This is a genomic window from Nostoc sp., assembly GCF_036917935.1.
Taxonomy (GTDB): Bacteria; Cyanobacteriota; Cyanobacteriia; order Cyanobacteriales; family Nostocaceae; genus Nostoc.
The window spans coordinates 76,442-101,723 of the sequence record NZ_JBALEL010000016.1 but is presented as its reverse complement, the minus strand read 5'-3'; the positions used below and the strand labels follow the sequence as shown (position 1 = coordinate 101,723).

Annotated in this window: 19 protein-coding genes; 8 read left to right on the top strand and 11 right to left on the bottom strand. The window is 42.2% G+C overall.

Annotated elements, in window-relative coordinates; genetic code table 11:
• Nucleotides 1-278: 278 nt before the first annotated feature.
• From V7K62_RS07460 to V7K62_RS07450, 3 genes are all read left to right on the top strand, one after another.
• A complete protein-coding gene (locus V7K62_RS07460; RefSeq protein ID WP_334863200.1) occupies nucleotides 279-866 on the top strand; it encodes a Panacea domain-containing protein in 588 nt (195 codons plus the stop codon).
• Nucleotides 838-1,215 carry a hypothetical protein gene (locus tag V7K62_RS07455; RefSeq protein WP_334863197.1) on the top strand — a complete coding sequence of 126 codons (378 nt, stop codon included), beginning with the start codon at nucleotides 838-840 and terminating at the stop codon, nucleotides 1,213-1,215. Before V7K62_RS07460 ends, V7K62_RS07455 begins: the two co-directional genes overlap by 29 nt.
• A gap of 486 nt (nucleotides 1,216-1,701) precedes the next feature.
• Nucleotides 1,702-2,754 (top strand): hemerythrin domain-containing protein, encoded by a 1,053-nt coding sequence (locus tag V7K62_RS07450; protein WP_334863194.1) that lies wholly within the window; start codon nucleotides 1,702-1,704, stop codon nucleotides 2,752-2,754.
• Nucleotides 2,755-2,835: 81 nt separating this feature from the next.
• Here V7K62_RS07450 and V7K62_RS07445 read toward each other — a convergent pair whose 3' ends face one another.
• From V7K62_RS07445 to V7K62_RS07435, 3 genes are all read right to left on the bottom strand, one after another.
• Nucleotides 2,836-4,020, bottom strand: a complete 1,185-nt coding sequence (locus V7K62_RS07445; protein WP_334863191.1) for a M20 family metallopeptidase — start codon at nucleotides 4,018-4,020, stop codon at nucleotides 2,836-2,838.
• 221 nt (nucleotides 4,021-4,241) lie between these two features.
• The gene (locus V7K62_RS07440) at nucleotides 4,242-5,429 is read right to left on the bottom strand and encodes an RNA-guided endonuclease InsQ/TnpB family protein (protein WP_334863188.1); all 1,188 of its coding nucleotides are present in this window, start codon (nucleotides 5,427-5,429) and stop codon (nucleotides 4,242-4,244) included.
• Nucleotides 5,430-5,677: 248 nt separating this feature from the next.
• Nucleotides 5,678-7,876, bottom strand: coding sequence for a sensor histidine kinase (locus tag V7K62_RS07435; RefSeq protein ID WP_334863186.1), 2,199 nt, complete (start codon nucleotides 7,874-7,876; stop codon nucleotides 5,678-5,680).
• 665 nt (nucleotides 7,877-8,541) lie between these two features.
• Here V7K62_RS07435 and V7K62_RS07430 point away from each other — a divergent pair.
• Both V7K62_RS07430 and V7K62_RS07425 read left to right on the top strand, forming a co-directional pair.
• Nucleotides 8,542-9,264 carry a DUF3865 domain-containing protein gene (locus tag V7K62_RS07430; RefSeq protein ID WP_334863184.1) on the top strand — a complete coding sequence of 241 codons (723 nt, stop codon included), beginning with the start codon at nucleotides 8,542-8,544 and terminating at the stop codon, nucleotides 9,262-9,264.
• Nucleotides 9,265-9,292: 28 nt separating this feature from the next.
• A complete protein-coding gene (locus V7K62_RS07425) occupies nucleotides 9,293-10,396 on the top strand; it encodes an aromatic ring-hydroxylating oxygenase subunit alpha (RefSeq protein ID WP_334863181.1) in 1,104 nt (367 codons plus the stop codon).
• Here the strand turns inward: V7K62_RS07425 and V7K62_RS07420 are convergent.
• From V7K62_RS07420 to V7K62_RS07385, 8 genes are all read right to left on the bottom strand, one after another.
• A complete protein-coding gene (locus tag V7K62_RS07420; RefSeq protein WP_334863179.1) occupies nucleotides 10,353-10,565 on the bottom strand; it encodes a hypothetical protein in 213 nt (70 codons plus the stop codon). The two genes, V7K62_RS07425 and V7K62_RS07420, sit on opposite strands and share 44 nt — an antisense overlap.
• Nucleotides 10,566-10,638: 73 nt before the next feature.
• Entirely contained in the window at nucleotides 10,639-11,202 is a 564-nt protein-coding gene (locus V7K62_RS07415; RefSeq protein ID WP_334863178.1) for a pentapeptide repeat-containing protein, read from the bottom strand.
• 354 nt (nucleotides 11,203-11,556) lie between these two features.
• Entirely contained in the window at nucleotides 11,557-13,308 is a 1,752-nt protein-coding gene (locus V7K62_RS07410; RefSeq protein ID WP_334863176.1) for a serine/threonine protein kinase, read from the bottom strand.
• 703 nt (nucleotides 13,309-14,011) lie between these two features.
• Nucleotides 14,012-14,200: a 30S ribosomal protein S21 gene (gene rpsU / locus V7K62_RS07405; RefSeq protein ID WP_012407716.1), complete on the bottom strand. Its 189-nt coding sequence runs from the start codon at nucleotides 14,198-14,200 to the stop codon at nucleotides 14,012-14,014.
• A 276-nt stretch (nucleotides 14,201-14,476) separates the two neighbouring features.
• Nucleotides 14,477-14,803, bottom strand: a complete 327-nt coding sequence (locus V7K62_RS07400) for an RNA recognition motif domain-containing protein (protein WP_190732485.1) — start codon at nucleotides 14,801-14,803, stop codon at nucleotides 14,477-14,479.
• A 616-nt stretch (nucleotides 14,804-15,419) separates the two neighbouring features.
• The gene (locus tag V7K62_RS07395) at nucleotides 15,420-17,150 is read right to left on the bottom strand and encodes a tetratricopeptide repeat protein (protein ID WP_334863173.1); all 1,731 of its coding nucleotides are present in this window, start codon (nucleotides 17,148-17,150) and stop codon (nucleotides 15,420-15,422) included.
• 476 nt (nucleotides 17,151-17,626) lie between these two features.
• On the bottom strand, nucleotides 17,627-17,857 hold the full coding sequence (locus V7K62_RS07390; protein ID WP_334863171.1) for a hypothetical protein: 231 nt from the start codon (nucleotides 17,855-17,857) through the stop codon (nucleotides 17,627-17,629).
• 391 nt (nucleotides 17,858-18,248) lie between these two features.
• A complete protein-coding gene (locus tag V7K62_RS07385; protein WP_334863169.1) occupies nucleotides 18,249-19,343 on the bottom strand; it encodes a hybrid sensor histidine kinase/response regulator in 1,095 nt (364 codons plus the stop codon).
• Between the two features lie 589 nt (nucleotides 19,344-19,932).
• On the opposite strand from V7K62_RS07385, the gene V7K62_RS07380 reads away from it, so the two are divergent.
• From V7K62_RS07380 to V7K62_RS07370, 3 genes are all read left to right on the top strand, one after another.
• Nucleotides 19,933-20,652 carry a response regulator transcription factor gene (locus V7K62_RS07380; protein ID WP_334700199.1) on the top strand — a complete coding sequence of 240 codons (720 nt, stop codon included), beginning with the start codon at nucleotides 19,933-19,935 and terminating at the stop codon, nucleotides 20,650-20,652.
• Nucleotides 20,653-20,760: 108 nt separating this feature from the next.
• Nucleotides 20,761-22,449 (top strand): NAD(P)H-quinone oxidoreductase subunit 4, encoded by a 1,689-nt coding sequence (locus V7K62_RS07375; protein WP_334863167.1) that lies wholly within the window; start codon nucleotides 20,761-20,763, stop codon nucleotides 22,447-22,449.
• A 1,050-nt stretch (nucleotides 22,450-23,499) separates the two neighbouring features.
• Nucleotides 23,500-25,128: an outer membrane protein assembly factor BamB family protein gene (locus tag V7K62_RS07370; protein ID WP_334863165.1), complete on the top strand. Its 1,629-nt coding sequence runs from the start codon at nucleotides 23,500-23,502 to the stop codon at nucleotides 25,126-25,128.
• Nucleotides 25,129-25,282: the final 154 nt, after the last annotated feature.

Sequence of the window (25,282 nt, the reverse complement as noted above, 5' to 3'; positions counted from 1 at the left end):
TTGTCAAGGCTGCATTGCGAGCGCCTGAGTACACGTCACCGTAAAAAGGGTTCGGAAATATTGATACTTGATGCGGAAGTTTGCCTACCTTTAACCAGTTGCTCAGAGCAACTTGTCTAGTTAATTGAGATGGTAGCTGGATTTACGTTGTGCTGTAATAGATTGATTTTTAATAGTAAAAATGTACTAAATTAAGATATTTAAACTACAATAGTAATTGTAAGTGACCGTTAAAAATAGCTACAATAGTTAACCAGTCTTAATTTGCGAGTCTGATTATGATTGATTGTCTAAATGTGGCTCGCTACTTCATCGTCAGAGCTTACCAAGACAGTATAGAAGCAGAAATGACCAATATGAAGCTTCAAAAGCTTCTGTATTACGCGCAAAGTTTACATTTGGCGATGTATGATGAGTCATTGTTTGAAGAAGAAATACAAGCATGGCGCTATGGCCCTGTTTGTCCTCCGGCTTACAGGTTTTACAGTGAATTTGAAGCTAAACAATTACCTATTCCTAGTCAAGAATTACTGTTAGAGATGCCTGAGGATAAGAGACGGCTTCTAGAAGAAGTATGGGAAAATTTCGGTGGCTACCATGCTTATCAACTTAGTGGTATGACACACTTGGAGTTTCCTTGGAAAAAGGCGCGTAAAGGTTTGCTACCGGAAGCTAGCTCAACCAACCCAATTCTTCTTGAAGACTTGAAAGCATTGGGACATCTGAAACTAGAGCAAATAGAGCGCGACCATCCTGCCTATCAATTCGTAATGCAGGAAATTTTAGAGGACGCTTGTACTTCGGAATCATCAACTCGTATTCGGAAAGGAGAAGTGCGTGACTGGCTCAACTCCCTTCTCGATTGAAAAATCCGATAATTTCAACCGTTCTTTCAAAAAACTCGCAAAAGCTTACAAATCAGATTTTGTTGAGTGTGTCGCAGAAGTTTTGGAAGATTTAATTGAAGATCAATATCCGATCAATTCTCGTAAAGAACCTTTACCTAGAAAGATTGAATTACCTCAAGGATGGTCATTTCACAAGCTAGAGTTGAAGGTATCTAAAGGCGCTTCGGGACAAATTAGATTAATGTATTTAGTCAATACAACTGATTGTGTAATCAAGCTTGTGTGGATTTATAACCACGAGCAATTTGCAAAACGCCCGACTGAGGTGGATTTAAAGAGTGTTCTTAAGGAAATTTTAGATTGTTAATATTTTAGTTTCTAGATTTAAGTAGCTAGGCGTAAATAAATTAAAGTTTGTAGTAAGGACTTTAGTCCTGATAATTGTTGTTTTGAGCGATGAATCGCTCACTACGAACTAGGATTTTATTTTATGTTTAATTTTACCTACCTACTTATCAAAATATATCACCCTATAAAACTAGCATGAAAGTTTTATCCACCTGGGGACAGAATACAGATTTAAATATAGCGGTTCTCAGTTGAGTGAGATACAAGAACCCCACACCCAACCCCCTCACCGCTCTTCGAGAGGGGGCTATGACGTACCTTGTATGATTAGGAAACGCTATATTATCTATCTAAAAGTATAAGAACATAAATTGTAACGAAAATTTATGTTTCTCTACCCAGAGTTGTGAACGCGATCGCTCAAAAGAAAGAGGCAATATACCTAACCCCTATGTCAAGCTTATATTAGTTAAGAATTGTGAACACTTTGCCGGGGAGAACACGGATGGTAGCTACTTTAGATGATACGAAGCGCAATGCTATTGCCGTAAAATTGGCAAGCATTAAAGCACTGCAACAGTTAGTCATCGAAAATGAACAATCGCTTTTGAAAGAAGGACTTGATACCGAAATTGCCGATCGCATTCGGGATTTCCTCAATGATGATCAAAAAAATCTTGGCATTCTAGAAACTGTCATTGGTCAGTATGGCATTCAGGCTGAACCCAAAAAAACTGTTACACAATTCATTGAAAAAGCTGGCGAATTGTTCAAAGGTTCTGAGTTGAGCCTGTATGAAAAAGTATCTCAGCATGAATTGCTGAAACATCAACTAGTAATGAGTGGCTTGATAGTTCACAAGGCTGCTCAAAAAGTTGGTGCTGATGTGTTGCTAGCGATCGCACCTTTGAATACCATTAACTTTGAAAACCGCGCTCACCAAGAGCAACTCAAAGGTATTTTGGAAATTCTGGGTGTCCGCGAACTCACTGGACAAGATGCAGATCAAGGAATTTGGGCGCGAGTCCAGGATGCTATGGCGGCAGTCAGTGGTGTAGTAGGTAGTGCTGTAACCCAAAACAGTGACAAAAAGGATCTGAATATCCAAGATGTCATCCGTCTCGATCACGGCAAGGTAAATACCTTATTTACTGAACTACTACAAAGCGACAACCCACAAAAGATTCAAGAGTACTTCGGTCAAATTTACAAGGATTTAACTGCCCACTCTGAAGCTGAAGAGGAAGTAGTCTATCCAAGAGTACGTCCTTTCTACGGTCAAGATAACACCCAAGAATTGTTTGATGAACAAGCTCATGCAAAGCAGGCATTAGAAGAAATTAAGGCTATTAGCCCATCTTCACCCCAATTCAAAGAGAAAATCAAACAGCTATTGGATGCCCTCGGCGATCATATTCGTCAAGAAGAAACCACACTGTTCGCTGCCATTCGCAACAACTTGACTACTGAGCAAAGTGAACAACTTGCTACTGAGTTCAAAGCTGCTAAGACCCGAATTCAACAAAAACTCGGTGTTGTTACCGAATCAAATGTGTAGGATGCTTTCGGGCTTTCTATATCCGCTAAAAAAGCTTAGTTAAATAAAAACTCCCAGCATTTATGTGCTGGGAGTTTTTGTTTAGATATTTTGCTGACAGTATTTATAAGCGGTATAGGCCATAGTTACAACTCCGGTGATAATTGCAGATTCATCGACTTCAAATTGGGGATGGTGTAATGGATGGTTAATGATTCTTTCTTTGTAGCCCACACCCAAGCGAAACATCGAACCGGGGACGTGTTCCAAATACATCGAAAAATCTTCGGCACCAAGGGAGGGTTCGGGTAAGACTTGAACGCGATCGCTACTCCAAGCTTCTTCTGCGGCTGATTGTAATAATTGCGTCAGGGCGTAATCATTTTGGACGCTGGGTACTCCTTGGCGATAATTAATTTGATATTTTGCTCCGTAAGTATGGCAAACATTAGATACAATGTTTTCAATCCAGTTTGGGAGATGGGCACGAGTTTCGGGATGGAGCGATCGCACGGTTCCCAATAATTGCACTTTATCAGCAATTATGTTCGGCGCTCTGCCACCATTAATCTTCCCGATGCTCAACACTACAGGACGCAAGGGATTCTGCGTCCGGCTGATCGCTTGTTGCATTGCAGTAATCACTTGACAAGCAATCCAAATTGCATCAATCGCCTCATGGGGACGCGCCCCGTGCCCAGATTCTCCCATAATCAGAATTTCTAAATCATCAGCGGCGGCTGTCAATGCCCCGTAACGCACGCCAATAGATCCTGCGGGTATAGAAGGGAAAACATGAACCCCTAATAAAGCCGAGACGTTTTCCATCGCCCCATCTTTCACCATCCAGCTTGCGCCTTGAGCAATTTCTTCGGCTGGCTGAAATAAAAACCGTACTTTCCCACCCAACTCCTCAGCCACTTGGGACAGCACCATTGCCGTTCCTAACCCGACAGTGGTGTGGACATCATGACCGCACGCGTGCATAATACCATCTGCGCGAGAGGCATATTCTAAATTGGTGCCCTCTTGAATTGGCAAGGCATCCATATCAGTGCGAATTGCCAATAAACGGTCATTTTGGCTAGTGCCTTGGAGTTCTCCAATCACGCCGGTTTTACCAATTCCTTCTTGTACGTGCAGCCCACTGGAAGACAAAACACCAGCTACGAAGGCTGCTGTTTGGTACTCCTGACCGCTGAGTTCTGGGTGAGAGTGGATGTGGCGGCGAATTTCAATTAAGCGGGGCGCTAGTTTTGCTGCTAAGTCTTTTATACGGGTAAGCATGGATTTAATAAATCTATAGACTTTTTTCCCATGATAAAGAACTGTTAACAAACAAAATGCTTTTGCTATACAAGGATAGTTAAGAACAAGCAGAGGGGCAGGGACAGAGGGGATAATATTTTAACGTGAGTTCGACGAACCTTTCCATCGGCAGCATCTCAGTGAAAGCAAATATACCAGTTGACATCCTCCCCACCGTGAACGGCGGGGATTCCTAAGACTCACGACTTAGGTTTCTGTTTCTTTCCATTGCTGGTTTTTCGCAACTGCCCTTTAGAGGAATCTCTATCGGGTCTTATGTTCGCTCCACAGACTGAAACGGCAAGCCCTGCCGCCAAAATATTCTTACTTGCGTTGATGTCCCGGTCGTGGTGTGCGCCACATTTAGGGCAATTCCACTCTCGTACATTCAACGGCAATTTTTCAACGATATGTCCACAATTACCACATCGTTTAGAACTCGGAAACCATCGGTCAATAAGCACCAGAGTGCGACCATACCAATCGCATTTGTATTCAAGTTGTCTCACCAGTTCACCCCAACTAGCATCACTGATAGCAAGAGCGAGTTTCCGATTCTTCATAATATTCTTCACAGCCAAGTCTTCTACGGCGATGGTTTGGTTCTCTCTCACCAACCGAGTTGTTAACTTGTGAAGGAAATCATTTCGAGCGTCACTAATTTGGGTATGGATCTTAGCGACTTTAAGACGGGATTTATGGCGATTGTTAGATCCTTTTTGCTTACGACTCAAAGACTTCTGAGCAATACGCAACTTGGCGCGTTTCGCCTTGAAACCCTTGGGATTTGCAACTTTCTCACCCGTCGAGAGAGCAATCAAGCTCGTGATACCCAAATCAATCCCAACAGAGTTAGGAGATTCCGGCAATGGAACAATTACGATATCCACCAACAGAGAAACGCTCCAACGTCCAGAAGGCGAGAGCTTCACGTTGACGGTGGAGGGTTCGGCATTATCGGGAATAGCTCGACTCCATCGGATGTCCAGAGGCTCCGAACTTTTAGCCAAAAACAATTGACCATCGCGCCATTTAAAAGCAGACTTGGTAAACTCCGCACTACCTCCATTGCGCTTCTTTTTAAAGTTTGGATATTTCGCCCTTCCTGCAAAGAAGTTAGTGAAAGCTGTTTGCAGATGCCTCAATCCTTGCTGCAATGGTACACAACTGACATCGTTAAGAAAATCAAGTTCATCTTGCTTTTTCCAGTCTGTCAGGAGACTAGAAGTTTGAGCATAACCCACTCGCTCTTGCCTTTCATACCATGCTTGAGTCCTTGCAGCGAGGGCGCGATTGTATATCAATCTAGTACAGCCCAACGTTCTCCGAAGCAAAGTTTCTTGCTCAGGGGTCGGAAAAAAGCGGTACTTGAAAGATTTTTGTGTCATCCTCACATTGTACCATTCTCTTTGTGAGACGCACAACCCTCAATATAAAGCCGTCCTACAAGGACGGGGTTTCAGACCCAGAGGACTTGATGATAAACCCTCTTCTTGCTCCCTTTCCTTACCAAGAAGAGGGTTAGGGTGAGGTTTTATAAGTCTTTTTACCCGTTAAGTTAGGTGATGTTAGACAGGCTTTGCCTGCAATTGCTGTTTGAGCTTAGAATCCCCCGCGCTTCAGCCGGGGGAGTATGTCAAGAAAGTGAGATAGGCAATTGAATTATAATCTGACTTCCCTTACCAAGAGTAGAAAAACATTCCAATTTGCCACCATGTTTTTCGGTGATAATTTGATAGCTGATTGCCAGACCCATACCTGTTCCTTTACCTACAGGTTTGGTGGTGAAAAAAGGATTGAAGATACTATTTTTAACCTGTTCTGGCATTCCCCCGGCATTATCAGCGATCGCAATTTCCACCGACTGCGAATTGCTGAGTGAGGTGCGGATGATAATCTGGCTAGGATTTGCCTCTATTTCCTGATAAGTGCGATTGGCGTTTGCTTCGTCTAAGGCATCGATCGCATTTACCAGAACATTCATCAAGACTTGATTGAGTTGTCCGGGATAGCATTCTACTTTGGGCAACTTGCCATAATCCCGAATCACTACAATTGCTGGACGTTCTGGTTTGTCTTTCAGACGGTGTTGCAAAATCAACAGCGTACTTTCAATTCCTTCATGAAGGTCAACTGCTTTGAATTCTGCTTCATCTAGACGAGAAAAGTTCCGCAGTGATAGCACAATGCTACAAATCCGGTCAGTCCCCATTTTCATCGAAGCTAGGATCTTCTGTAAATCCTCCATCAGAAACTCCAGATCGATTTCCTCAGCTAGCGCTTGCACCTCTGGATCATTGCGGGGATGACGTTGTTGGTAAAGCTGAATCATCCGCAGCAAATCTTGAGTGTATTCGTTTAGGTGGGTAATATTGCCGTGAATAAAGTTCACTGGGTTGTTGATTTCATGTGCCACACCTGCCACCAGTTCACCCAGACTAGACATTTTTTCACTTTGAATCACTTGTGCTTGAGTGTGGTGCAATTCACTCAAGGTAGTTTTGAGTTTGGCGGTGCGTTCTTCCACTCGCTCTTCGAGTTCTGCATTGCTATTTTCTAAGGCGATGAAAGATTCGCGCAATTGCTCTGCCATGTGGTTAAAAGAGTTGGCAAGGGTATTGAGTTCCTGGATGTTGCCGTCTTTGACTGTCTGTTGTAAGTCACCGAATGCGATCGCCTGACTTGCCTGATTCAAGCGCAGGATGGGACGCACAATCCTGTCTGAGGTAAATATGCCGATCGCCGTTGCTACTACCAGCGCTACAAAACAAAGCAGGATGCTAATTTGGGTGTTGGCATTGATTTGCGCCATAAAGGTTCTGTTTGGGATACTGGTAACAACCAACCAGTCCAAACCATATTGGTCACGCCAAGGCACAATATGCACATTGTAATTTTCTCCTTGAAAATTAACGTTCAGTTTTTGCGTATTGGTGATCGACTGGAAGTCTGGAATGTGCTGCTGAATCTGCTTGGCAATGCCTTGCACAGCCGGATTGGGGCTATCGATTGCTTTCAAGCGCTTAATTTCGTTATTTACTACGGTAAAAGGCTTCTCCTGACCGGAATTGGCAACCAACATCCCATTGCGCTCGATAATGAACACTTGTCCGAAACGGCTAACATCTAATTTTTGCAAAAATTCGCTTAGTTTCAACAGATGTATTTCAGCCCCGACAACACCAATAAGCTTTTTGCTGGCATCATAAATTGGACGGCCTGCCGATGCCACAATATAGGGGGGATAGGCGGGATCATAATAGCTGTAAATGCGAACCCAGATAGGTTTCCCTGCTTTGACGGGTTCAGTGTACGCAAGTTCATTGACGGTATCCCACGTGCTAGTCGCCATAATTTTGGTCGGGTTGCCATCGTTGTCCGTCAAGTAAGTTATCGTATTTTTCGGCAGGCTTGGCGTTTTGATTGCATTATCATCGATTGTGACTGTCTTGCCATCGTAACGGCCAGCTCCAGTTCCTTCCCCGGTTGCAAGGTTCAAGCTGATAAAGCTCAGATCATAGGCTTGCATTTCGTGCCAGAAGTACTTGCCAACAGTTCGGCGATCGCGCACATTCAGCAATCCCATACGAATTGCATCCGCGTTTAGCTGGATGACTTTATGCGGAATCGACAGGTAGGCATCCAAATGTTGATTTACCTCACTGCTGGTTCGCTTCATCAATTGATCTGCTAAATTGTGAACCGCTTTCTCGCCATTTTTAAACGATAGATATCCAACCAGCCCCACGATCCCAAAGACTTGCAACACGAAAGGAACGATTAGAACAAGCTGTAATGGAAATGCGCGGATTTTGCTAGATGGATGTGTCTTCATAAGTTGTAAACCTTGGTTCGATCAGGTCTTTGCTTAAGCTAGATTACCCATTAGAAACTTCGTGTCACCAAATAAGGGACTGACAAATAAAAAAATAACCAAAATTCCTTAAGTAGTGCTACTTAATTAAATTTTTTAGTAATAAATACTATTTTTAATGAATTTATTTAATCAATACTTATTGAGTATTTATACTGAAGTCGTTTGAATATACTGAAGCTACTCTATAGGAATCCTACTTAAATCTTGCTCAGTATACTGAGAAGTAAAGCTCTGTATGTCAAGCTTCTAGGCAGCTTATTTGTTCAAAAATCAAATAGAAGTCCTATAGCAATATCAAAGATGCCAAGCACTAAATACATTTAATTGCTTGCAAGCTTAAAAGTTAGATCAGCATTCAGAAGCTCTTGGTAATAAACCAACCTAAATCTGCATCAATTTGGCTCGGTTACTGATGTTTGCCCTAGTAGTTTGCTTGGGTGAACTTGGCTCTGTAAAGGGTCAAGGAAAAAGCGCTGCATATTTTTAATCCCTTGCTTTTACAGAGTCGAAACCCAGAAATGCAAGGCTTGGCAAACTACTAGTGTCACCTTCGCTATATTTGCCCCAACTTTTGAGACAAACCGAACAAAACTATCTCAACTATAGAAAGGACTAAAATTTTGATGGCATTTAATCACCTAACTAAGCGGCTTAATCAACTGCTCACTCAGGATTACGTAGCATTTAGCAGTACGGAAAATCCTGTTGTCCAAATACTAAGTCAGACAAGCTTTGCTCAGATCGCTTATGTCATGCAGCAATATTCCATTTTTCCAAAAGAGCTGGTGTTTTTCACAGAGTTAGCAAGACAGAAAGCGCTTGAAGTCCAATGGAACGGTGTTGCCCAGGAACTCCAAGAAAACATTGCTGAGGAGATGGGCCTCAGTACACAAGGAGTATCTCATTACATGCTTTTAGCCCAAGGGCTTGAAGAGGCACTAGGTGTTCCTGTTAAAAATACAACGCCGTCAATCACTACATCCAAACTGCTTAGAACTGTGCAATCAGTATTTAATCAACAACCAGCTTATGTACTTGGGGCAACCTATGCGATTGAGGCAACCTCAATTCCTGAGTTAAGTCTGATCGTGCAACTTATAAATTGGTTGCTGGAAGGAGCAATGCCTAAAGATTTACAATATTTCTTCAACAAGCATTTAAATGAGTGGGAACTTGAACATGAAGAAGGTTTAAGGACGACTATCGCAGCATATATACAACCCGAACAATTTAGAGAGTTTGAAGCAGGATTTCTGGCAATTATGGATGCGATGGAAATATGGTGGCAAGAATTAGCGCAAGAGGCAATCTCATCCAAGGTTACTCTGGGCATAGCGATCGCCTAAAAGCACTAGTTAAACAGAAGTTAACACCATGAATATCTTAACCAATCCTTCATTTATAGATGAAACTTCTAATACTAATAAACCGAACTTTGGATTACCTGGTTACTACTACTTTAGTGACCAAATTTTTGCTCATGAGCAGCAAACGATCTGGAATAATACCTGGCAGTTTGTAGGACGTGAATCTGTTATACCTGCTCCCGGTGATTATCTAACTTGCCAAGTTGGCGATCAGCCCATGTTCGTGATTCGTACTAACAACGGCGAATTACGAGCGATGCACAATGTTTGTCCACATCGGGGAGCACGTATCTTGGAGGGGCAGGGACATTGCCAACGGGTGCGTTGTCCCTATCATGGTTGGAACTTCAATTGGGAAGGCAATCTCAAAGGTCTACCTCGCGCTGAATGTTTTCCCAATTTAGATAAATCGGCTGTTAATCTACTCACGGGACGGGTAGAGACATGGGGCGGCTTTATCTTTGTTCACCCAGAACTAGAAGGGGAATCGTTAGTAAGTCATTTGGCAGGATTCCCAGTCTACCTAGAACAATATCAGCACCCTTGGGAGGAACTTGAAGAGGTTGATCGCTGGTTTTATGAAGAACCAGCCAACTGGAAGTTTCCGATCGAGAATTATCTGGAGTGCTATCATCTGTCCGTTGTTCATGCTCAAAGTTTAAAGTGTTTTGATCCAAAAAATATTACCTATACTCCAACTGGGCGACACTACCAGATATTTGTTCCCTTCACAGATGAGGAATTTGTGAAAGATCACCCCGCTTTTTCAGGAGAACCAAGGGGACAATCTTACCAGGGCTTCATCTTTCCCAATATGATGGTTAATACTGCAAGAGATAAAGTTTCAGTTTTTCGACTGACTCCCTTATCTCCGACAAAAACTAAGTTTGAGGTTTTTATTTATCAAACAAAAGCACAGATTGAAGCATTTCCTTACAATCACGATGACTTTCGGACTGAATTTGATCGGGTGCTAAATGAAGACTTTAGGGTGGTGCGCTCACTACAAGCGAGTGTTCATTCCAAAGCTTATGGTGTAGTTCAGCTTGCAGACATTGAATATGGAATTACTCACTTCCATCAAGTGTTGTCAGAATACTACCAATCTTAATATAGGGTAGTGGTAAATATGTAGCGATCGCCAAGCCTGAAAGCCTTGCTTCATAAGAGCTAGTAAACAGAAAATCACTACTGTCTATACCACCACCCTCCATTAACGAGTCTTTGAGGTCAATTACCGACTCAAAGCTAGTACAATACGGCGTCAATAAACCACCCATTCCAAATCAATGAAAAGCTTACGCTGTATACCTGTTTGAATTTTAAATTTTGAATTCCGCCTTGCAGTACTACTTATTTTGAATAACAGGTTGTGCCTCGCGTATTTTCGGGTTTAAACTCGTTACATTCTCTGGAATTTTGACGCTCTAACGACCAGCCATAAGGTTTGTCGGAGGTGACGACACCATTAGCCAGAGTTGTTAGTCGGAAGTTAGCCCCCCGAAAATTAGTAAACTGTAATTTGGCATCTTTTAAGTTTGTTGCTTCTAAATTGGCACTGATAAAACCGGCATAAGATAAATCGGCATTTTCCAGGGATGCTGATTTTAAATTTGCTCCTGTTAAAGAAGCACCACTGAGATTGACCGAATTTAGAACCGCACCTTCTAAATTTGCACCGGTGAGATCGGCATTCGTGAGATTAGCTTGAGATAATGTAGCGCCACTCAAGTCAGCCCCTCGCAAATTTGCTCCAGTTAGATTCAGCTTAGTTAGGTCAGCACCACTCAAATTACACCGAGGACAGGCACTTGTTGCCTTTAATTGATCCAAGTCTAGCTGATTTAATGCAACGGCTTGCTCTGCAAACCCGAAACAAGCTAATAGGGCGACGGTAGCAACAATCTTAAGTTTCATTTTTTTTACAGATATCTACAAAAATGACAAATTACGCACATCGCGTATTGTCATACTTACATATACCGCTTCTCTAAGGAAGAACAGGGATGAAGCATTGATTAAGAAGCTGTAAAAATACGATAAATTCTAATGGTAAGACTACTCAAACTAAAATCTAGGCTATAGAATCGAGTTGTAAGGAAGTATACCGAACCAATTATAGACTACCAAATATGTGATCCCCCTAGCTCGATGAAAAATGCGACTAGGGGGATCTTGTTTTTAGGTATTGGGCATGGGCAATTCAATTTTTGATTAAGGATTTTGGATTAAATTCAATCTAAAATCTAAAATTCTTGCTCCCTACCTTCTTCATCGCCATCCTAAAAGGCGCAATCCAGGGACAATTAGGTAATAACTCACTCCTAACCAGAAGCTAATAAACAAGCCCACAGAACCAAAAAAAATCAGAGGAAACTGTAACTCTGACCAGGCTGGTTGACTAGTAAATTGGAAGATCGGAGGTGCTAACTTCAAAAGAATCAAAACTGCATAGGCGATCGCACTCCCAAAGGCAGCGAACACAGCGTAAACTATATGATGGCTGCGAAGTCCTAAGCTCAAGGTGAGTAGGCAAACTGCCATTAAAATCACTCCCATTAAGCCCTCGCCGCTATCTTTTGGTGTGATTAATTGCAAAATCAACCAGCCAAAGCCATAGCTAATCATCCCCATCAGGGAGGCCACTAAAAACCGCCGCCGTTGACCAAAACACCCGGAGACTGTCAGTCCCCATGCGGTTCCCCAGCCTGCTGCGACGAACACCAAAATATCTGCCCCGAAGACTGGTTGAGTATTTGGCACTAATTGGTTTAGCTGACTCCCAATAAATTCCACAACCTGATGCCCCAAGCTGGTACGATAGGCCAAAATAAAACCAGCGATCGCACCAAAACAAGCGCCGATACTACTCAGGATCATCGCCCAAATCGTCGCCAAACAAGCTTGGAAAATTTTGATGATCGCCTGAGCGATAAAAATAACGGTTTTAGTTACAGCTTGGCTAAAGTTAGCTAAAATTTGTTCAATAGCTTGTGTTAGCAGTGTAAATCTCTGGGATGCTTGCGTTAAGGCTTGTTTAATCTTGTCTCGCAGTTGGGCAAATAACCCTAGTGGCGGTAATGGTTGAGAAATCTTCGCCAAACGTTTTTGAATTATAGCTGCATTTGCCGGACGCGATCGCACATCCTCCTGCACCATCTCATCTAGCAAATCTGCTAGTTGCGGGTTGACATTCACCGTAGTTCGCCAGCGCAATTTCCCTGTTTGCTGATCTTCTAACTCTAGCGGGTATTTGCCTGTTAGTAGTTCAATCATCGTTCGACCAAGGGCATAAAAATCGGCACTTGGGCCGACAATACTTCCAGTTACTTGTTCTGGTGGACTGTAGCCAGAAGAGAATAATCGCGTGGAACTAGACTGAGAACGCAGCTTAGAGGCACTAAATTGTTTCGCTCCCCCAAAATCAATTAATACCAGGCGATCGCCCTCTGTTTGCCCTTGAGACTGGCTTGAAGATGGTGAAGATGTGCCCAGCATTAAATTAGAAGGTTTGATATCCCGGTGAATAATCTGACGTTTGTGTAATTCTTGTAAAATCTGTAGAGATTGGGCAAACCAGTTTAAAACCAAATCCTCTGGACACCCTTGGGGAAACTTTTTTAATATCTCCTCTAAAGTCCGCCCATTGATTTTTTCCATTACCAAACAAGGTAGTTGGTGGGGTTTGGGATTAAATAGGTTTACGTGAAAATATCCATTGGCATCGACTGTGGGGACGCCCGGATGCCGCAAGCCAGATAAAACTGCCGCCTCTTGGGTAAATAATTCCAGTGCCTTTGGCGAATCTTCTACCAACACTTTCAAAACTTTCTCGGTTTGAGTTTTTTCATCCCAAACCGTGTAGATTTGAGCAAATCCTCCCGATCCCAACGGCTGAAGTGGAACATAGCGGTCTAACAACTCTAGCGGTGCGCCACAGCTGTTACAAAATTTGTTTCCCCAAGGCTGAGGATAAGGACGTTGACAATCAGGATTTATACAGTGAACCGAGAGAGAAGGCATAATCAGTATTTTTAGGCATTTTTTGTAGTAAAATGCTCAACAAATGCTCAAAAGCTCAACTTTAAATGATAAAAGTACCGTTTTTGGTATAAATTGATGCTCGAAGTTGATGCTCATTGAATGCTCGTTTCTAACAGTCATACTTCACTCTATCTCTTATGTTTTTAGTTGTTAAATAAATTGTTAAACAACTAGGAATATGAGAGTCAGAACTGAAAAACAACTCGATTTTTTAAGGAAAATAGCCAAAAAATTGAAAACCCGTTTTAGGCAGGGTAAAGGCGAGTGAGAAAATGAGCATTAAAAAAGCTTCTGCGTCCATCCCTAGCGCTATTCTTGGCTGTTCACCTCCGAAGTACTGTCTAGGGAGTCTAGCCTTGATCCTGCCTTTTTCTACGTATATGGATACTTTGCCTTTAGAAGTCTTGCTAGTAGCGGGTTTATTGCTGTTTACCATTCATTGGATGCTCAGATAATGCTCATTTGTGGATGTTCAGTCGATAATCAACTGAATTGCAGGCATTATACTAGAAAATCAAGATTTTGCAGTTTGAGCCGCACTCTAAGTGATGTGGGACACAACCGCTACAATACAAAGGCTGACTTGATTTTAGCGTTTCTTGAGGTTTCCTGATTTTAAAATCGGCAAAAGGAAAACCCTCATAAATTTTATGAGGGTTTTCCTTTATATCTATGTCAGTCTTTAATTACGGAAACTTCTCTTACTCTGTCTGTGCTTGGCGACTTCTTTGCGCTTGCGTTTTTCTAGGGGAGTTTCAAAATGTCGATGCTTTCTCATGTCTGGAAAAATTCCAGCCTTGGAAACTTCTCGCTTAAATCGTCGTAAGGCTGACTCAATGTGTTCATTGTCACCTACAATTACTTGGGTCATTATTTCTCCTACTAAGTTGGCTTCATCAATGGCTATGCAGGCATTCAGGAGTGCTAAGTGCTGAGTAAGCCCATAGATAAGTCTAGGGGATGGTTACAGAGCTTGTCGTTGGCGCAGCCTCTGTCTGCGACACGCTGTTCGCGTTCGTAGAGAAGTATTGAAATAAGGACAAGCACTTATTCCTGGGCACTCAGCACTGCTTTGGTAACATTACAAAAAAAAGACAGACTCCTTGTCTGACCTTAAGACTCTAGGTAAATTTTTTTGTTTCCCAGGTTAGTAGCGTCCGCCGCGTCCACCGCCGCCGCCGCCGTATCCTCCTCTGTTACCACCACCAAAGGAACCTCTATCACCTCTGTCTTCCTTGGGTTTAGCCTTATTCACTTTCAGGTCACGACCCATCCACTCAGCACCGTCGAGAGCTTCAATGGCAGCGGTTTCTTCAGCTTCAGTTCCCATTTCCACAAAAGCAAAGCCTCGCGGACGACCTGTTTCACGGTCAGTAGGTACTTGAACGCGCTTTACAGTACCATATTCTGCAAAAATACCACTTAAATCTTCTTGTGTAACGTCATAAGAGAGGTTACCTACATAAATTGACATCGATTATCTCCAAAATCATCACTGTGTAGAGATTTTAATTTCTCTGAGAAGTCTGTAAATACTAAAAGGAAAAAGCCTTTCAATACTAAAACCAAAGACATCACTGAATTAACTCTCCTAATCATAGGATGACATACGAGTCAACTCTCTGCATCTAGTAGATAGTTAACCAGTGACACGATCGCTTAGATGCGATCGCCCGCCCCCACATACCCTAAATACAGTCCACCGCAAAAAGGGGTTGGAAATGGAAGAAAATAAATTCTGTAGGGTGATATAGAAAATCAGACATGCAGGGGGGCATCTTTAATATCCGAATTGAACGTTTGACTGCATTAACCATTAAGCATTACTCCAAAATTTTAATACGAAAGGCAAACTCAGGCAACAAATATAAAGCTATGCTGACTTGTATTTTTTTGGATAACCCGCGATGAAAGCGACTGCGATGCCTACGGTGGCAAGCTACACGAGTCTTCTCCCTGATCTGTGAGACGCGTCTATTCTCGTAGATCAGGGATCAGGAAAGGCGCTAGCCTCTTTTTTAGGAAAATGGGAGCAAGTGGCGTAATCTCAAGTTCGGATAATTAACCTAAGTTGCGATGTTAATACCATTTCACACAAACCCTGATACATAAAGATTTCTTGTAAGGGCACAGCATTGTTGTGCCCCTACCAACGTATTTGTATCATTATTAAAGTAAAACGGTATAAGTTGCTGCTCATCACCTTTCCAAGCTGTTTCCAATTCCGCTTTGACAACTTGAGCAGCCTCATCTTTGCCCAATGCCTGCAAACTTGCCTGCAAACCAAATAGAGAACGCCCATTATGGGGATACTTTTTTAGATCAGCACGAAAGACTTTCTCAGCCTCTCTATAGTCACCCTTAGCCAAAAGCACACCACCCAAAGCTTCCCGCGTCGGAAAGTACCAATCTGGTGGTTCCACGTATTTTAAAGTATCTTCAACTACTATTGCTTTTTCTAGCAATTGAATGGCAGATTCATAATCATGCTTTTCTCTAGCAATTTTGGCGTCTAGAACTTTTGAGGCAATGTCTAAAATGTGACTGGCGGGACTGAATCCAATGGTTGCCTCGATGGGAATTACCTGTTTGGCGGCCAGCAATGCCTGGCTTTCACTTGCTGCATCTTTAAGTTTGCCTGTGGCAGCGATTGCCATACCGCGAGCAAAATGCCAAAGTGCTGTGGTAGTGGGCAATTTAGCATCAGGGATAGGAGTTTTTAAGATGACATCCCAGTCACTAAAGCGTGTCTGAATCAGCATTTTGCTGCCCAGGAATCCCTCAAGCATTGTTGCATACGGGTCAATGGCAGTAGCATTCGCAACTAACGTCTCTGCGGCTTGGAGAGCATCTTTATATTTTCCTGCCATACTGCTGGCCACCATGAGGAAATGTATGTTGTGGTTGTAGTACATCATCGGGTAAGTGCCCTGGACTTGATATTTTTTGATGTAAAGATCATCTTGAGCGATCGCTTGCTTGTTTGCCCGCATTGCCCCTTCATAATCTCCCACACGAAAATAAATATGAGAAGGCGTATGTACCAAGTGTCCCGCTGCTGGCGCTAGAGTTCCGAGTCGTTTGGCACTCACAAGGGCCCGTTCTGGGGAAGGTGAAGCTTCCACTGCATGGATATAGTAATGATTAGCTCCCGTATGATTCGGGTTACGTTTGAGAACTGATTCTAAGATAGTTACAATTTTTTCTGTATCTGGCTGTGGCTTGCCATCTTTAGTCCAGTGCTGCCAAGGATGCAGATCCATCAAGCTTTCAGCGTAAAGTGTCGCCGCATCCAAATCATCAGGATAGCGCTTAACTAGGGTTGCCATTCCTTCTGCGTAGTAAAGCGCTAGTTGAGACAAGTCGGCATCGGCATCTTGAGAGTAACGTTTTGCTAAGGCGGTAATGTAGTCTCGTTCTTGGGTAGATGCTTGGGTAGAAAGTGTCAAAGCTTGCTGTACCGCTTGGTAAGCAGCTAATTCCCGGTTGGGGTCTATTTCTGAGTTAATATTGGGCCCCAAGGCTAAAGCAATGCCCCAATATGCGATCGCTAAATGCGGATCGAGTTTGGCAGCGTATTGAAAAGAACGCACCGCCTCATCATGATTGAAAGCGTAAATCAAATTTAATCCCTGATTGAAAAACTCTTGCGCTTGGGGATTAGAAGTAGAAACTGGATGGTGAATTGTGCCAAGTCCAGGTATTAAGGTGTAGGGGTGTCTTGTTTCAGCGTAGACGGAAAGCGGCTTGTGGTCAGACATCGCTGGATTAGGAGCGACTAAAGATAGTATAAGCACCCAAACTATAAATAAGTACTTCATTGTTTATATTCTTTTTCTTCAAGCTCTTTTTTTATTCATATCCAAATGCCACAGTTTCTCTCAGGAAGCAATTTATTTCCAGAGAATAGCAGCGCGGCGTTTATTATAGATATTAAAACCTGTAAATATAATTATTGTAATCAAGATATAACATCCGATAAAAATGTTAACTGATGCATCAGATTGTATCCGAGAGTCTACATATTGAGAGTTGGTAGTTGGTGTTTAGACATATAACTCAACTAATTCAATCGTGATGAAATATTTCTAAATTCGCGCCAAAGCTTTATTTATATAGGTTTTTAGTAGCCAATACTTCCAGCGGCGGTTTATCATCATCGCTATCTACCCGAAGTTAGAGGATGTTTGAAAAGTATTTGGCTGTGATTTTAGGCACTTTGATCCCCCCTAACCCCCCTTAAAAAGGGAGGAACCGGAGTCAAAGTCCCCCAATTTATCGGGGGATTTAGGGGGATCTAAAATATTTTGATACCGACAAGAGGACTTTTCAGAAAATAAAGTTTGTCTGTATAAGCTTCCTGAGCCTTACGTAGGCGAGTTAAAGTTAATTCTTCATCTTGAGTAGGTAGTGGCTCCCAATACCCGTAATGGAGATAGGAAGAATTTGTGAGTCCCATGTAATAATCTATCGCTGCATTTTGGTAGCGAGTTGGTTTCGGAATCTGGCTTGATTTTGGCTTGAGCATTGAGGAATTAGGATTAAGTCAGAATCGCAGATATGATATCACTAGTTGACACGGATTGCGATCGCCGATGTCTTAGCAATGAACCCATAGATATTAGATTTAGCTTTGGATCTGTGCGATCGCTTAACTTAGATTTAGTCCTCTTACAAATAAGGTGTCAATACGGTTCGGATAAGACACGATCCCCCCAACCCCCCTTAGAAAGGGGGGACTAAAAATCGCTCTATTTCCCCCTTTTTAAGGGGGACTAAGGGGGATCTTTAAAACCTATGCACCTTAACCGAACCGTATTGAATAAGGTGTAGCTTGTCAACTCAGCCCTGAGAGTTTCAACTTGTCATCTGTTAGTCTAAAATCCGGTCATCATTAATAATTTTTTGTCCACCTACTTTTAGTTTTCGCCAGCTACAGGTAGACGGATACTGAATGTACTACCCTGTCCTGGTTGAGATATGACATCGATTGTGCCTTGATGTGCTTCGATAATGCAGCGAGATAGATATAGTCCTAAACCACTACCAGAACGTTGGTGTTTCCCTTGACGAAATCGCTCGAATAATATTGCCTGATCTGGTTTAGAAATTCCTGGCCCTGTATCTTGGATATCAATATTCACAGCTACCGGAGTCAGATAGCAGTGAATATCTACAGAACCTTTGTCTGTAAATTTGATGGCATTGCCGATGATATTTGTCAAAACTCGTCGCAGTTCTATGCGATCACCCATGACGGTGCTTGCAATTTCGCCTTTATCAAGGTTTACAGCCAATCCTTTCTCTTCAGCTAAGGGAGTTAATTCTTGGGTAACTTCACTAACTAATTCCTGAATATTGCAGGGAGAAATTTTTAAGGTTTTACAGCCCGCTTCATGACGATAAACTTCTAACAAGGTATTTACCATTTCCAGCAGGTCTTGATTGCTGCCAATCATGGTATCAATTATTTCTTGCAATTGTGGCGAAACTTCGCAAAATCTGCCTGACAGCAATAATTTTAATACACGGTTGGAGGCTACTAGCGGTATGCGTAAATCGTGAGTAAAACGCGAGACAAAATCTGCCCGGAGGTTAGCCATCTGATCTCGTTCGTCGATACTATGCTTGAGGCGCAGAAGCGATCGCACTCGTGCATGTAGTTCATCAGGATCGAATGGTTTACGAATAAAGTCATCTGCACCAGCGTCGAGTCCTTCAACAACGCTAGACTCATAGTGAGCTGTGAGCAGCAGAATCGGGATAAATGGCAACGCCTGATTCTTTCGGATGCGTCGAGTAAATTCATAGCCATCGATCTCCGGCATCATCACATCTAAGAGAATGATGTCTGGTGGTGACTCCTCAACCATAGCCAGAGCAATCTTGCTATCTTCTACCAAGCTAATTTCATAGTCCTCATCTTCTAGGACTGCTTCTAAGACCAGTAGATTGTCAAAAACATCATCGACAACGAGAATTTTATCTTTTTTGACAGTTTTAGTTAAAGACATGGCTAAATAAAAAAAAGAAGTGCTTGGCTATCCCTAGCAAATCTAGTAATAGCTTACTTCACCAGCGCTGAGATGATTAAGGATTCACATTTTCTTTTAGAGTTTCCTGAGTTAAATACCTGCTTTCATAAGTAAAAACACTTATTTTTGTTTATCACATGTGCTATTTAGTTAAGTAATATGAGTTTTTTACAAGTATCTTAGCCGTCTGATTATCCAACTAATATCAGTGTCTGGGTGATATCGTGAGGTACTTTAGTCCCTTTTCTGTGCATAATCCTAGTTAAAGCAAGGGTAACTATTTAATAGTCACCTACTCTTCCTTACTACCAGATTTTTAATGAAAAATTGTTTACCATAAAACATCGATCATCAGGTTAATGTATAAAAATATTTGTTGATTGAATTATATTGTCATATCGGAACTCTTGCCTTAGAAAAGCTTACAAGATAAGGTTATCTATGTCTAATGGTAGATGAAGTTCAGGGAATAATACCAAACGCATTGCTTTTTGTATAAGATCCCGAATAGAAGAACGAGATTATTTTAATCTGTACTTTAGATGAATAACAGTAAAGTTAAGCAACTATGAGTGAAATCAAGATCCTTGTGATTGAAGATCACAACCTGACTAGAATCGGCTTGCGGTCTGCCTTGCAAACCCAGCCAGAGTTCAACATTGTTGGTGAAGCAGCCAATGCAGCCGACGGCATTAAGCTTCTGAAAACTCTCAAGCCGGATGTTGCTACTATTGACATTGGTTTGCCTGACATGGATGGGATTGAGCTAACACGCACGTTTAGGCAATATCAAGCAGAGAATGAAGATTATACAACAAAACTGCTAATTTTAACAATGCAGAATAGCGAACAAGCAGTTTTAGCCGCATTTGCAGCAGGTGCAGATTCTTATTGCATGAAGGATATCGAAACTGAGAAACTAGTGGAGGCTGTGCAAACGACTTATGCAGGTAGCTCATGGATCGATCCAGCGATCGCAGACCTTGTACTACAACAAATACGTCAAGATTTCCCCGATGGCAGTAGAGGTGCTTCTGGAAAAAGAGTATTGATTGAAGGTATTGACCCAGATACTGAGAAAAGTATAGTCAGCTATCCTTTAACTCACAGGGAGATGGATGTTTTAGAGTTGATTGTCGCTGGCTGTGACAATGCAGAAATTGCTAAAAGGCTCTATCTAACAGTCGGTACTGTCAAAACTCATGTTCGAGGTATTCTGAATAAACTCTGTGTTGCAGACCGTACACAGGCTGCTGTCCGGGCTTTGCGTGCTGGATTAGTACCGTGAGCAAGTAATCCCCAACAGCGGTTAACTGGAACAAATATTTATGAAGAAATTGTTACAAAGTTTAGTATAATGACATAATTGACTAAATAAGTATTTTTATATACATACATGATAGCGGATCAATTTCCCTGGCTTACCGCGATTGTCTTACTGCCACTTGTTGCTTCCCTGCTCATCCCTGTGTTGCCTGATAAAGATGGTAAGCGCGTGCGGTGGTATGCACTGGGTGTAGGTATTGCAGATTTTGCCTTGATGTGCTACGCCTTTTGGAAGCATTACGATGCCAGCAGTGCTAGTTTTCAAATGGTGGAAAATTATGCCTGGGTGCCTCAGTTAGGTTTTAACTGGGCGGTATCAGTCGATGGACTTTCAGCGCCACTTGTGCTTTTAGCCGGATTTGTCACCACACTCTCGATATTTTCAGCTTGGCAAGTTGATCACCGACCCCGCCTGTTCTATTTTTTGATGCTGGTGCTGTATTCCGCACAGGTAGGGGTGTTCGTTGCCAAAGACTTGCTGCTATTTTTCATTATGTGGGAAGTAGAACTGATTCCTGTCTACTTACTAGTCTGCATTTGGGGTGGGCAAAGGCGTCGTTATGCGGCTACGAAATTTTTGTTGTATACCGCAGCCGCTTCTATATTTATTTTGGTAGCAGCCCTGGCAATGGGGTTATACGGCGGCGGTGATATGACATTTGACATCACCGCCCTCGCCAAGAAGGAATATCCCCTTGGTCTACAATTGCTACTTTATGCAGGGTTGTTGATTGCATTTGGTGTCAAGCTTGCTGTTTTCCCCATGCATACCTGGTTGCCTGATGCCCACGGCGAAGCATCCTCGCCTGTGTCGATGATTTTGGCTGGTGTGTTGCTAAAGATGGGCGGATATGGACTGATTCGCCTGAATCTTGAGTTGCTTCCCGATGCACACATTTACTTTGCGCCGGTTCTAGCCATTCTGGGTGTTGTCAACATTATCTATGGTGCATTGAACTCCTTTGCACAGACGAATATGAAGCGGCGTTTGGCTTATTCGTCGATTTCTCACATGGGGTTTGTACTGCTTGGGATAGCGTCGTTCACTGATTTGGGAATCAACGGCGCGATGTTGCAAATGATTTCACATGGTTTGATTGCATCGGTGCTGTTCTTTTTAGCAGGTGTTACTTACGATCGCACCCACACAATGGTAATGAAAGATATGGGCGGTATTGGTCAAGCCATGCCCAAAGTCTTCGCCCTGTTTACAATCGCAGCAATGGCATCCCTAGCACTTCCCGGCATGAGCGGCTTTGCTGGGGAACTCTCGGTATTTGTTGGGATGACAAGCAGTGACGTTTACAGTTCGACTTTCTGCACCGTCACGGTTTTTCTCGCCGCCGTTGGAGTCATCCTCACACCGATTTATCTACTTTCTATGCTGCGAGAGGTGTTTTATGGTGACGGTGCAGCCCTCATCTGCGATATTAATAATGGAGGCTTGGAAAATCAAGAAGATGATGGAACAGTTTGTTTTGGTACAGACTGCTTCGTGCCAGAAGATGCAGTCTACGACGATGCTAGACCGCGTGAGGTGTTTATCGCTGCCTGTTTTCTGCTGATGATTATTGGTATTGGTTTCTATCCCAAGATGGCGATGCAGATGTACGACGTGAAGACAGTCGCAGTCAATGCTAATCTTCGCCAGTCTTATGCCATAGTCTCGCAAACAAATCCTCAGATTTATGCTAAGGGTTTCTTGGTTCCGCAAATTTCCGAGGTTGAGGTAGCGCCCGTTTTGGGAACTTTGAAATAAGCTTTTTCACCAATAGACTTGTCGAAAAGGGTATTGTCTATTGTCTAGGCTTCTATAGCCCAACTAACTGTTAACAGCTTGGCTTGTTTGGGAGAAAAACTTCGCGCTCATTATTCCAAAATTTTTCTCCCACCAGTCCAATGTTCTTTGTTACCTCTAGCACCCGATTTCAATTACTTTACCGTATATACTGACCTTTCTCTTCAATCCTTTGTGAGCAAGCTTTTTGAGACTTAACGGAAAAAGTCAGATTTATCACAGGTAACAGCATTATATAAAGCTTGTATAAACTTGATTATTGCTTGACAATAAATGTCTTCAGCTTACATATAAAATTAACTTATGTACTTTTCAGCACAATCATATATCACAAAATTATTTCTGTTACAAGAAGAAATTCCGTTTTTATCAAGAACAAAACAAAATTTCATAAAATATCGACTTTTAAATAAGCGAACAAAATACATTTGTCCAAAGGATAAAATTTCGCTTATAAGCATTTGAAAATGTATTAGATTTTACATAAGTTTACATCTTAAAAATTGGGTAAAGAAGTTTACTTGGACTGGAAATAGTGATAAATATACAGCTGTGTTGACTAAGCAAAATAAAGTACTCAAAAAAACCATTTAAATAAGCTATTTTGCTATATTTCGGGAAATTATTACTCAATAAAATTCATAGGTAGCTTTTGAAAAACTAATGAAACAGTCGCATAAGTTTTTCACCGTGATTGTAAGTGAGCGCCTGCTTTTGATTAATAATACCTTCGCTTTCTTTAGGAGTATTGCCTATTGCGCGTCATTGATAGCCCCTATTTACATAAAATATTGATGTTTTGTCGTTTATCGGAACGATAGTAGCGATCGCATTGTTACCATTTTACCCTATAGTCATCAAATTTGTAAAAAGTGGATTAAAGCTCACGAGAGACATTAGTTTAAAGCCTAATTACTTACTTTCTGAAAACCTTCAATAAGCTGAGATTTTTAACTAAAAGTGCGGTCAAGTAATAGCAAATTCTTTTTAGTAGTAGCGGAGGAATTTTAAGTGACTCTGATTAAAACTTATTCATCCTGTAAACAATCGCTTGCAATTGTTACAGTGGCATTAGTCTTTGTCATGCCAACAATTAGCAGTAGTGCTAAAGAAAGTCCGTGTAGATCGGATAATCAGTGGAGATTGGGTGGTCAGAACTTAAACAATACTCGCTCTCAAGCAGGTGAGAAATACCTCAATCCAAAGAACGTAACACACTTGTCTCCCAAATGGGTTTTTAGTGCAGGTGGTGAACTCTCTGCAACACCAGCAGTTGTAGATAAAACTGTATATATGCCAGACTGGGGCGGTAATTTTTTTAAGATTGATGCACAGACGGGTACACAGATTTGGGCAAATAGCATTGCCAGCTATATTAATGATCCAACTATCCCAAAAGCTGTCTCGCGCACAAGTCCAGCACTTAACGGGAATAAAGTGATTATTGGTAGCCAGGAAGGTGCTTTCCTGATAGCAGTTAACAAAGATACTGGGAAGCTAATCTGGAAAACAAAACTTGACAAGCACCCGTATGCTATTATTACCCAATCACCGACCATTTATGGCAATCGTGTGTATGTTGGAGTTGCCTCTTCTGAGGAAACAGCAGCAAACCAGCCGAACTACCCATGCTGCACATTCCGTGGAAGCATGACGGCGGTAGATTTGAATACTGGAAAGCTTCTTTGGAAAACTTACACTGTACCGGAAAATTATGGTAAATCCGATGGCTACTCAGGTGGAGCAGTATGGGGTAGCACACCAGCAATCGATCCAAAGCGAAATTTGGTGTATATAGGAACAGGCAATAACTACAATGTGCCTCGAACGGTAAGAAATTGTATTGCAAAACTCTCTTCACAGACAGTTCCTGATGAGTCGCAATGCCTCGATCCCAAGAATTATATTGACGCAATCATCGCACTTGATCTCGACACTGGCAAGATTAAGTGGGCAAATAAACTACAGGGATACGATACCTGGACTGTTGCCTGCTACTATGGCGTTATCTCCAATTGCCCTGACCCCAAAGGACCAGATTATGATTTCGGTCAGGCACCGATGCTTTTCACTGTTAAAAATGCTGGAAAATCGCGCGACCTACTTGGTGCTGGTCAGAAGAGTGGTGTCTTTTGGGCGCTTGACCGGGATACTGGAAAAGTCGTCTGGAGCCGAATTGTTGGTCCTGGTGGTCCTGTTGGTGGAATAATGTGGGGTTCGGCTACGGATGATCAACAAATCTATGTAGCGATTTCAAACTACGGATTTGAGAAGTACACATTAGATCCTTCAGGTGAGATTATTAAGGGTGGGTCATGGAGTGCGCTTGATGCAGCTACTGGCAAAATTATCTGGCAGACAGCAGATCCAACAGGTGAAAGAGATATGGCTCCAATGACAGTAGCGAATGGAGTGGTGTATGCTGGCTCGATGGCATCAGGAGCCGATAAGAATAACATGTATGCATTAGATGCAAAGACTGGTAAGATTCTGTGGAATTTTAACAGTGGGGGATCAGTAGTTGCAGGTGCAGCAGTAGTTGATGGTACAGTGTACTGGGGTTCTGGCTACAGCCGCATCCCAGGCGGGTTTAAGTCTAATAATAAGTTTTACGCATTCACAGTCTCAAACCATCGATAACAGTTAAGATCATAAACAATTTGTCAATAAGTAATAGTGCTTAAAATTCTCTCGAAAACGGGGCGAAAAACACAATTTTTTAGGTAGCGATAGTGCTGGATTAAAGAACATCAAAAACTAGCCCCAAAGTGCTACCAATACATGGGATGCTGGT